Source organism: Novosphingobium sp. 11B (assembly GCF_054589055.1).
Genome location: NZ_BAAILP010000191.1, coordinates 1 through 9,366, shown reverse-complemented (window position 1 = coordinate 9,366; position 9,366 = coordinate 1). Strand labels below are relative to the sequence as shown.

The 9,366-nt window shown below is 66.5% G+C and carries 10 protein-coding genes; 7 read left to right on the top strand and 3 right to left on the bottom strand.

Annotation, left to right across the window (positions count from 1 at the left end):
• Positions 1-110 precede the first annotated feature (110 nt).
• Genes ACYPYD_RS17100 through ACYPYD_RS17090 form a run of 3 tightly spaced genes read right to left on the bottom strand, consistent with a single transcriptional unit; the run spans position 111 to position 2,595 of the window.
• Positions 111-1,031, bottom strand: coding sequence for a polysaccharide deacetylase family protein (locus tag ACYPYD_RS17100; protein WP_459664396.1), 921 nt, complete (start codon positions 1,029-1,031; stop codon positions 111-113).
• Positions 1,028-1,912, bottom strand: a complete 885-nt coding sequence (locus ACYPYD_RS17095; protein ID WP_459664394.1) for a polysaccharide deacetylase family protein — start codon at positions 1,910-1,912, stop codon at positions 1,028-1,030. The genes ACYPYD_RS17100 and ACYPYD_RS17095 overlap by 4 nt, the downstream gene beginning before the upstream one ends.
• Entirely contained in the window at positions 1,912-2,595 is a 684-nt protein-coding gene (locus ACYPYD_RS17090) for an isochorismatase family protein (protein WP_459664392.1), read from the bottom strand. Before ACYPYD_RS17090 ends, ACYPYD_RS17095 begins: the two co-directional genes overlap by 1 nt.
• A gap of 165 nt (positions 2,596-2,760) precedes the next feature.
• Between ACYPYD_RS17090 and ACYPYD_RS17085 the strand changes: the two genes are divergently transcribed.
• From ACYPYD_RS17085 to ACYPYD_RS17055, 7 genes are all read left to right on the top strand, one after another.
• Complete coding sequence (locus ACYPYD_RS17085; protein WP_459664390.1) at positions 2,761-4,005, top strand: CaiB/BaiF CoA transferase family protein; 1,245 nt, start codon at positions 2,761-2,763, stop codon at positions 4,003-4,005.
• Positions 4,002-5,402: a 3-isopropylmalate dehydratase large subunit gene (locus ACYPYD_RS17080; protein WP_459664386.1), complete on the top strand. Its 1,401-nt coding sequence runs from the start codon at positions 4,002-4,004 to the stop codon at positions 5,400-5,402. Before ACYPYD_RS17085 ends, ACYPYD_RS17080 begins: the two co-directional genes overlap by 4 nt.
• Positions 5,399-6,013, top strand: coding sequence for a 3-isopropylmalate dehydratase small subunit (leuD, locus tag ACYPYD_RS17075; protein WP_459664385.1), 615 nt, complete (start codon positions 5,399-5,401; stop codon positions 6,011-6,013). The genes ACYPYD_RS17080 and leuD overlap by 4 nt, the downstream gene beginning before the upstream one ends.
• A gap of 91 nt (positions 6,014-6,104) precedes the next feature.
• Positions 6,105-7,001: a VOC family protein gene (locus ACYPYD_RS17070; protein WP_459664383.1), complete on the top strand. Its 897-nt coding sequence runs from the start codon at positions 6,105-6,107 to the stop codon at positions 6,999-7,001.
• A 24-nt stretch (positions 7,002-7,025) separates the two neighbouring features.
• Positions 7,026-7,877 (top strand): alpha/beta fold hydrolase, encoded by an 852-nt coding sequence (locus ACYPYD_RS17065; RefSeq protein ID WP_459664382.1) that lies wholly within the window; start codon positions 7,026-7,028, stop codon positions 7,875-7,877.
• Between the two features lie 16 nt (positions 7,878-7,893).
• Positions 7,894-8,553: a hypothetical protein gene (locus tag ACYPYD_RS17060; protein ID WP_459664380.1), complete on the top strand. Its 660-nt coding sequence runs from the start codon at positions 7,894-7,896 to the stop codon at positions 8,551-8,553.
• A 25-nt stretch (positions 8,554-8,578) separates the two neighbouring features.
• Complete coding sequence (locus ACYPYD_RS17055; protein WP_036527054.1) at positions 8,579-9,307, top strand: DUF3108 domain-containing protein; 729 nt, start codon at positions 8,579-8,581, stop codon at positions 9,305-9,307.
• Positions 9,308-9,366 lie beyond the last annotated feature (59 nt).

The window sequence follows — 9,366 nt, the reverse complement described above, 5'->3', positions numbered from 1 at the left end:
TGGGGAGGTGGCAGCCCGTTAGGGCTGACGGAGGGGGCCTGCTTATCCCCCTCCACCACCGCCTGCGGCGGCGGTCCCCCTCCCCGAGACAAGCTCGGGGAGGATTTTGCTTACGCCTTCCAGCTATCCAGAATCTCACCACCCGTCGCGAACCACACGTCGGCACGCGCCGCCAGCGTTTCCAGCAACGTCTCCAGCGAACCGATACGGTAGGGCAGGGCCATGATGTAAGGCGTCACCTGCAGTGGCAACATGCGCCCGCCACCTTCGCGCGCCGCTTCCGCCGTCAGCCAGTCGGCAGCATCGAGCATCTGCTCTACGTAGCTGTCGGCCGAGTGCTGCTGCACCGTGATGATCTGACGATCCGACAACTCGTGGTTGAGCGGAATGTTGACCAGTTCACCCGCCTCGGTCGTCATGACGTAGGGCAGTTCGTCGTTCACCCAGTCGCAGCAGTAGGCGACGCCCGCCTCGGCGAGCAGGCGCGGAGTTGCGAAGCTCTGCGAACGCGCAATCGAGTGCCAGCCGCGCGGGCGGGTGCCGGTCGCCTTCTCCAGCGCATCGAGCGACTTGGCGATCAGCGCGCGCTCCTCGTCCTCAGGCAGGCCCGAGGCGATGGTGCCGTTCATGTCGGTCGAGTGCGCGATGATCTCGTGCCCGGCCGCAACCACGTCCGCCACCAGTGAGGGGTAGCGCTCGGCAATCGCGGCGTTGGTGGCGAAGGACGCCTTCACGCCGGCCTTGGCGAAGGCGTCTAGCAGGCGGTAGACGCCCACGCGCGAACCGTACTCGCGCGAGGTGTAGTGGCGATAATCCGGGTAGGCCGTCTGCATGTGCCCGGGCGCGCGGAACGGCTTGTCATTCGGCGTGATCGGGAACCACTCGAGGCTGACGACCGGCCACACCGCCAGCGTCTTGCCCTCGGGCCATGCCACGGGCGGACGCTCGCGCATCGGCGACCAGGTGTAGAGATCGTGGTCGTAGCCTTCGCGGCGGCGCGGATATTCGAGGTAGGCGGGGTCGAGGCTCATGCGGCGTCTCCCACATTGGCGATCCAGTGATCTGCAATGTCGCCCGAGCGGGTGATCCATGCCCGGTCGTCTGCGGCGATGTGGCGCAGGACTTCCTCGAAGGGGCCGATGCGGTGGGGCTGGCCGATCAGGTACGAATGCAGCGGAATGCACATGACCGTGCCTGAAGGCTCGGCGGCAAGGCGCTCGTACTGGCGGATCAGCGTGTCGGCGTATTCGCGCGGGCTCATGTTGTAGACGAAGAAGCCGTAGTGGTCGTTGACCTCGAGGCTGTAGGGCATCGAGATCAACTGACCGCTGGTGGTGTTCACCGGCATCGGCTGGTCGTCGTGGTAGAGATCGCAAGTATAGGTCAGGCCATATTCGGCGATCAGGTCCAGCGTGCGCGGCGTGTGGGTGAGGGCGGGGGCGAGCCAGCCCTTAATCGTCTGCCCCGTGGCGTCGCGCACGGTGCGGATCGAGTCCTCGATGATTGCGCGCTCCTGCGGCTCGTCCATGCCGTAGGAATAGCGGGTGTTGTAGATGCCGTGGCTGAAGAACTCCCAGCCGCGCTGGTTGGCATCCTCGACCACGCGCGGGTGGTGCTGGCACAGCGCTACCGACAGCGAGACCGAGCCCGGGAAGCCGTGCTTGGTCATCACGTCGGCCATGCGCCAGTGGCTGACGCGGTTGGCGTGGTCGCGGTGGGAATAGCCGACGACGTCCGGGTGCGGCTTGGCCCACGATTTGCGGTGCGGGTTGGCCGGCGGATCAAGTTCGTAGAACTCGAGGTTGGGAGAGACCCAGACCGCCACCTTCTTGCCGCCCGGCCAGGCGAAGGGTGTGCGCCCGCGATAGGGAACGTAGTCGTAAAGGCCGGGATCGGATTCGCCCTCGCGCATCAGCGGGCCTCCAGCCAGTCGATCACGGTCTGCACTGGCTCGACATCGGCGTACTTGAGCTGCAGGTCGGTCAGGTTGGCGAAGTGGTAGCTCTCGTGCTTGTCCGCGCAAGTCTCGATCGGGACGATGGTGCGGTAGCCGCGGCTGAGCGAATCCACCGCCGTCGCGCGGATGCAGCCCGAGGTGGAGCCGCCGGTGATCACCACGGTATCGACCTTGTGCCAGATCAGCAGGCTCTGCAGCGGCGTCTCGAAGAAGGCCGAGGGCATGCGCTTCGTATAGATTATGTCCGCCGGGTCGATCTCGCAGCGGTCGTCGAAGGCGTGGCGGCGGCTCTCGTACTTGATGTTCTGGAGCGAGTCCGGCGTGTTGGTGCGCGTGCCCCAGACGCCGGCGTCGCTGGCATCCTCGGCATAGGCCACGTGGGTCCAGATCACCGGCATGCCCTTGGAGCGGGCGAGGGCGGAGATCGTGTTGGTGTACTCGATCTGGCGCGGGTCGGTTTCGTAGGCGGTCTTGAACTCGTCGATCCGGGTATAGGCGTTCTGGAAGTCGACGTTGACGATCGCCAGCTTCTCGCCGAAGCCGAACTTGGTGCGGGCGGGGTTGGCCATCACCTGCTCGAAGAGTTCGCGCGCGGTCTTGTCCTCGCGGATCATGCGCGTGCCGACGATCTCACTCATTCTCGTGCTCCATTACCTGGCTACATGGCCCCACGGGGGGAGAGGTGCGCCCGATCGGGTCGCTGCCATAGGAGGGCCGGGCCGATTGTTCGCGACGCGAACACTGCCGCGCTCTCGCCCCCAGCGGACCTTGCGATTGCTGATTTGTACTGTAGATATACCAAAATGACAGTCAAGACGGAACGCGACATGATTCAGGAAGGCGGCCTTCCTCTCTCGGGTATCAAGGTGGTTGAGTTCTCCCACATGGTGATGGGACCCTCCACAGGTGTCGTTATGGCCGACCTGGGTGCCGTTGTGGTCAAGGTCGAGCCCATCGGCGGCGACCGTACCCGCAAGCTGCTCGGCTCGGGCGCGGGCTACTTCCCGATGTACAACCGGAACAAGCAGAGCATCGCCATCGACCTCAAGTCGCCCGAGGGCGTCGCGGCGGCAAAGCGGCTGGTCGATCAGGCCGACGTGCTGATCGAGAACTTCCGCCCCGGCGCGCTCGCCAAGCTGGGCCTCGGTCCGGACGACTTCGCGCAAAGCAATCCCGGCCTCATCTACTACTCCGCCAAGGGCTTCCTGACCGGCCCTTACGAGAACCGCGCCGCGCTGGACGAAGTGGCGCAGATGATGGGCGGCCTCGCCTACATGACCGGCCCTAGCGGCCGTCCCTTGCGCGCGGGCGCCTCGGTGATCGACGTGACCGGCGGCATGTTCGGTGTGATCGGCATCCTCGCCGCGCTGGAGCAGCGCCACCGTACCGGCAAGGGCGCGGTCGTGCGTTCCTCGCTTTACGAAACCACCGCGTTCCTCGTCGGCCAGCACATTGCGCAGCTTGCCGTCACCGGCAACGCCGCGCGCCCGATGCCGGAGCGTATCTCGGCCTGGGCGATCTACGACGTGTTCGAGACGGCGCGGCCCGAGGAGCAGGTCTTCATCGGCGTCGTCAGCGACGGCCAGTGGCAGGCGTTCACCAAGACGTTCGGGCTCGACGATCTCGCCGCAGACCCGGCGCTGGCGGAGAACAATGCCCGCGTGCTCGCTCGCGAAGCCCTGCTGCCCCGCGTGCGCGAACTGGCGAACGGCTTCACGCGTGAGGACCTGCTGGCGAAGCTGGAGGAAAGCGGCGTCGCCTTCGCGCCGATCGCCCGTCCGCAGGACCTGCTGGAAGACGCGCACCTCAACGCCAACGGCGCGCTGGTGGACCTGACGCTGACCGATGGCCGCTCGGTGCGCCTGCCCGCGCTGCCGGTCGAGATCGACGGTGTGCTCCCCGGCGTGCGCCATGACCTGCGCTCGCCCGGTGAAGACAGTGAGGACGTTCTCGGCGGCTGGGGCTTCGGCGCGGACGAGATCGAAGCGCTGCTCGCCTCGGGTGCGATCGAGGGGCTTCGCGAACCGGCGGACAGCGCGGCGCAATGACTGAAGGGTCGCTCACGCTCGCCGAGAAGATCTGGAGCGCGCACCGCGTCGTGACGCTGGAAAGCGGCGCGGAAGTGATCGCCATCGACCGCCTGCTGCTGCACGAGCGGACCGGCGGCGTCGCGCTGAAATCGCTGGAGGAAGCGGGCCGCACGGTCATGCACCCCTCGCGCGTGTTCGCGACGATGGACCACATCGTCGATACTTTCCCCGGCCGCACCGACAAGACGCTGATGCCGACCGGCACCGCGTTCATCGTCTCCACGCGCGAGAGCGCGAAGCGCCACGGCATCACCCTGTTCGACATCGACGACCCGCGGCAGGGCATCGTCCATGTCGTCTCGCCCGAGCAAGGGATCATCCTGCCCGGCGCGATTCTTGTCTGCCCGGACAGCCATACCTGCACGCAAGGGGCCTTCGGTGGCCTCGCGTGGGGCATCGGTTCGTCGGAGGCGGAGCATGTGCTGGCGACGATGACGCTGCGCATGAACCGCCCGCCGGACATGCGCGTGACCATCGACGGTGTGCTGGGGGAGGGCGTCACCGCCAAGGATCTCGCGCTGCACCTGATTGCCGCGCTCGGCTCGAACGGGGCCAAGGGCCATATCATCGAGTTCGCAGGGAGCGCGGTGCGTGCGCTGGACATGGAAGCGCGCATGACGCTGTGCAACATGGCGACCGAGATGGCTTGCGCGGGCGCGGTGATCGCGCCGGATGACAAGACGTTCGACTGGCTCGAAGGCCGGCCTTATGCGCCCAAGGGCGAGGTTCGCGAGCAGGCGATCGCCGCATGGCGCGCGCTTTACAGCGACGACGGTGCGGTCTTCGCGACCGAGCATCGCTTCGATGCCGCCGAAGTCCGCCCGATGGTGACATGGGGGAACAGCCCGCAGCACGCAGCCCCGCTGGGCGCGCCAGTCCCGGCCGATGCCTTGAGCAAGGCAGACCAGCAGCGCGCGGTCGAGTACATGGCGGTGACGCCGGGCGAGCCGGTCGCGGGCCTGCCGATCGATGCGGCGTTCATCGGATCGTGTACCAACAGCCGCATTTCCGACCTGCGCCGCGCCGCCGCGATCCTCAAGGGGCGTAAGGTCGCCGAGGGCGTCAAGGCGATCTGCGTGCCGGGCTCCACCCAGGTCAAGGCTGCCGCCGAGGCCGAGGGACTGCACGAAGTCTTCCTCGATGCCGGGTTCGAATGGCGCGAGGCGGGCTGCTCGATGTGCTTCTTCGCAGGCGGCGAGAGCTTTGCCCCGGAAGCGCGCGTGATCAGTTCCACCAACCGCAATTTCGAGAGCCGACAGGGGCCGAACACGCGCACGCATCTGGCCTCGCCGGAGACGGTGGCGGCCTCGGCCATCGCCGGGCGCATCGCTCTGGTTTCGGAGATCGCGGCATGACCCCGCTCGTCACGCTTGAATCCAGGGCGGTGCCGCTGCTGCGCGACAACATCGACACCGACGCGATCATCCCCTCGCGCGAGATGCGCTCGGTGTCGAAGGACGGCCTTGCCGACGGGCTCTTTGCGGGCTGGCGTTACACCGCCATCGGCGGGCGCGAGATCGATCCGGCTTTCGTGCTCAACCAGCCGGAGAGCAAGGGCGCGCAGATCCTGCTCGGCGGCTCCAACTTCGGCTGCGGTTCAAGCCGCGAACATGCGGTATGGGCGCTGGCCGAGTACGGCTTCCGCGTCGTCATCGCGCCGTCGTTCAGCCCGATCTTCCAGGGCAACTGCATCCGCAACGGCATCGCCCCCATCGCCCTCCCGCGCGAGGCGGTGGAGCAGATCGCGGCAGGCTTCGCGGACGGCACCCCGGTCACGATCGACATGCCGTCATGCGAAGTTCGCATGGGCCTTGCGGTGTTCCCGTTCTCCATGGAGGACGAGGCGCGCACGATGCTGATCGAGGGCGCGGACGCCATCGAACTCACCCTGCGCCACCGCGCCGAGATCGAGGGCTTCTTCGCCCGCGACGCCGCCGTGCGCCCGTGGATATATCTGGCCGACTGACGGCCAGCCACGATTTCCGCTTGCTAATTGATATAATACTATATCAATATCGGCAAAAGAGCCCTCCGGGGCCTATCAGGATCGAGGGCTCATGACACTCCTGCGCTGCGCCACCCATACCGTCAGCAACGTCGCCGAAGTGGCGGAGCGCTATGCACGCTGGCTCGACTACGCGGTGGTCGAGCAGGGCGTCGTCAGCAAAGACCTCGCCGCGCTGTGGCAGGCGCCTGCCAGCGCGGGCAAAGCCTACGTGCTGATGCGCCCGGCTTCGGGTTCGGACGTGTTCCTGCGCTTCGTCGAAGGCGACGCGGTGCCGGACTATGCGCCGATCCGCACTTACGGCTGGGCCGCGATCGAGATCTGCGTCACCGACGTCGAGGCCGTCAACGAGCGCATGCTGGCCTCGCCCGACTTCGAGGTGATCGGCCCGCCCAGGCCGCTCGACGGCTTCCCCACGGTCAAGCCGATGCAGGTGCGCGGACCGGACCTCGAGACGGTCTACCTTACCGAAATCCGCGTCAATGGTGCGGAACACGGGTTGCCGACGCCGCGCTCGCTGGTCGATCGGCCGTTCATCCTCGTGCTTGCCTGCTCGGACCTGCAGGCCTCGATCGACTGGGTACGCGACGTGCTGGGCTTCGACATGATTGATCCCGTCTCGATCCACTACTCGATGATCTCGCTCGCCTTCGACCTGCCGGAAGGCGAGAAGGTGGCGCTGGTCACCGCGAAGTACGAGGGCGAGACGTTCCTCGAACTCGACCAGTATCCGCAGGCCGCGACGCCGCGTCCGCAAGTGGAAGGCGCGCTGCCGCCGGGCGTATCGATCTGCACCATCAACGTGCCCGACTTCGCCCGTCTCGAAGGCCACTGGGCCGCGCGTCCCGAGGTCCGCGAAGGGGCGCTCTACAACGGCGCGAAAGTCGGCCTGCTGCGCATGCCCGACGGCGCGTTGCTGGAGGTGATCGAAGGCGGCCGCGTCCTCTGACGCCCAAATCCTGAGGGGAATGCCATGACGATCGTGAAGCGCGGGTTCGCCGATGTTGCGCACGGCCAGATCCACTACCGCCATGCCGGTAACGAGGTTGGCGCAAGCGAAGACCTGCCGCTGGTCATGCTTCACGCCTCGCCGGGCAGCTCGCGCCAGCTGGTGCGGCTGATCGAGGACCTTGGAGCCACGCGCCGGGTCATCGCCCCCGACACGCCAGGTAATGGTGATAGCCCTACCCTGGCCCGCGAGGAAACCACCGTGGTCCGGCTGGCCGAGGCTATGCTCGGCTTCCTCGACGCGATGGGGCTGGAGCGGGTGGACCTTTACGGTTCGCATACCGGCGCCTGCATCGCGGCCGAACTGGCGATCCTCGCACCCGACCGTGTACGCGGCGTAGTGCTCGACGGGGTCAGCACCTTCACGGCCGAGGAACTGGAAGACATCCTCGCCAACTACGCCTTCCCGTTCGAGCCGGACATCAACGGCGCCTATCTGGTCAACCTGTTCCAGTTCTGCCGCGACCAATACATGTTCTTCCCGTGGTACAACCGCACCCGTGCCGGTCGCCGCGACAACGGTATGGGTGCGCCCGCGGACCTTCACGCCTGGGCGACCGAGGTGATGAAGGCGCACGATACCTACCACTTCAACTACCGCGCCGCATTCCGCTGGAACGGCTTCGACCGCCTGCCCCTGCTGACGCGCCCGGCGCTGTTGCTGGCGGGTGAGAACGACCCGCTGATCGACCAGACGCGCGACTTGTCCGCCGTGGTGCCCACCGGCAGCTACGTCGAATTGGCGCGCTTCGACGATCCCGCCTTCGCCTCCGGTCGCCTCAGCGCGATGCAGGCCTTCTTCGCATCCGCCCAATAAGAGAGAGAACAACACCGTGATCGGCGCATCGCTTCTTGTCCTGCTGCACGTCCTCATTCCGGTCTACTGGCTCGGGGGTGACCTTGGCGCCTTCTACGGTTCGACTTTCATGGTCGATCCCAAGCGCTCCGTAGCCGAGCGGATGATGGCGCTCAAAATCCTCAACAACATCGACATGGCGCCGCGCACCGCGCTGATCATGGCCTTCCCCACCGGCTTCACGCTGGTCTGGCAGCGCGGCTGGGTGGAGATCGCCGACGCATGGGTGATCGCGGCCTGGGTCGTGGGCCTTGTGTGGCTGGCGCTGGCGTGGATCGTCCATCTCAAGCACGGCCCGGCTGGTGCGACCTACAAGAAGATCGATCTTGCGATCCGTTACGTCGTCGTCTTCGCGCTCTGGGCCGCGGCGATGCTGGCGCTTTCCAAGGAGATCGAGTTGCCGCTGTTCATCGCGCTCAAGTGCCTCGTGCTCGGCTCCTGCGTCGCGCTCGGGCTGCTGGTGCGTCGCCAACTGGTGCCGCTGTTTGGAGCCATCGTGCAGATGCGTGACCACGGCCCGACGCCCGAAAGCGACCGCGTGATCGCGCAAGTCAACGGCCGCGCGCGGATCAGCGTCATCACCATCTGGGTGCTGGTCCTGATCGCCAGCTTCCTCGGCATCGCAACGCCCGTCTAAAGGCCCCCTTCAAGGAGAGAGACTCATGCAGCAGCACCGGAGAATCACCGGCAAGATCCTCTACACCTCGCGCAAACCCGGCCGCGAAGGTCAGGAGCGCGGGCGCGAGGACTTCGTGTTCACCGTCCATAGCGATGGCAAGCGCTCCATGCGCGCGATCTGCGAGATCGACGAGCCGGCACCCACCGTGCTTCGCGACATCACGTATTCGCTCGACGAAAACGACATGCCGATGGACTGCTTCGTGCGCCTGACCATCGGCGACGCGTTCATGGGCTCGGGCCTGTTCATGATCCGCGACGGCTATGTCGAGTGCGAGAGCTACGGCCCCTCGATCGGCCGCCTGTCGCAGAAGGTGAAGATCGAAGGCGCGTTCGACGGCTTCGGCACTCACCCGATCGCGGGCGATGCCTACATCACCAAGAAGATGGACCGCTCGCGCGGGCCGCACACCCGTTCGTTCCGTACATTCCTGCCCTCACCCGACCACCGCGGCGCGACGCCGCCGATGGTCTCGGAGGTCAATATCCACCTCGCTTACGTGGGCGAGGAGACGGTGACGGTGAAGGCGGGCACCTTCGACTGCTTCCACTACAAGTTCACCGATCCGGACGGCGGCATGGCCACGACCAACGGCGGCCACCCCGACTACGACGTGTGGGTGACGGCGGACGACGATGCGGTCTTCGTGCAGGGTGGCGTCGGCGGCTACATGCAGACCTGGTACGAACTGGTCGAGTTCGAGCGCAGCTGATTGGGTGTGGGGCGCGGCGGCTGATGTCGCCGCGCCACGCCGCCGGGGGGGGGGGGGGG

What these genes read in the sequence shown, in the direction of transcription:
- ACYPYD_RS17055 (WP_036527054.1), top strand. Translation starts at nt 8,579, where the DNA reads ATGCAGCAGCACCGGAGAATCACCGGCAAGATCCTCTACACCTCGCGC.
- ACYPYD_RS17080 (WP_459664386.1), top strand. Translation starts at nt 4,002, where the DNA reads ATGACTGAAGGGTCGCTCACGCTCGCCGAGAAGATCTGGAGCGCGCAC.
- ACYPYD_RS17100 (WP_459664396.1), bottom strand. Translation starts at nt 1,031, where the DNA reads ATGAGCCTCGACCCCGCCTACCTCGAATATCCGCGCCGCCGCGAAGGC.
- ACYPYD_RS17095 (WP_459664394.1), bottom strand. Translation starts at nt 1,912, where the DNA reads ATGCGCGAGGGCGAATCCGATCCCGGCCTTTACGACTACGTTCCCTAT.
- ACYPYD_RS17090 (WP_459664392.1), bottom strand. Translation starts at nt 2,595, where the DNA reads ATGAGTGAGATCGTCGGCACGCGCATGATCCGCGAGGACAAGACCGCG.
- ACYPYD_RS17065 (WP_459664382.1), top strand. Translation starts at nt 7,026, where the DNA reads ATGACGATCGTGAAGCGCGGGTTCGCCGATGTTGCGCACGGCCAGATC.
- ACYPYD_RS17085 (WP_459664390.1), top strand. Translation starts at nt 2,761, where the DNA reads ATGACAGTCAAGACGGAACGCGACATGATTCAGGAAGGCGGCCTTCCT.
- ACYPYD_RS17070 (WP_459664383.1), top strand. Translation starts at nt 6,105, where the DNA reads ATGACACTCCTGCGCTGCGCCACCCATACCGTCAGCAACGTCGCCGAA.
- leuD (WP_459664385.1), top strand. Translation starts at nt 5,399, where the DNA reads ATGACCCCGCTCGTCACGCTTGAATCCAGGGCGGTGCCGCTGCTGCGC.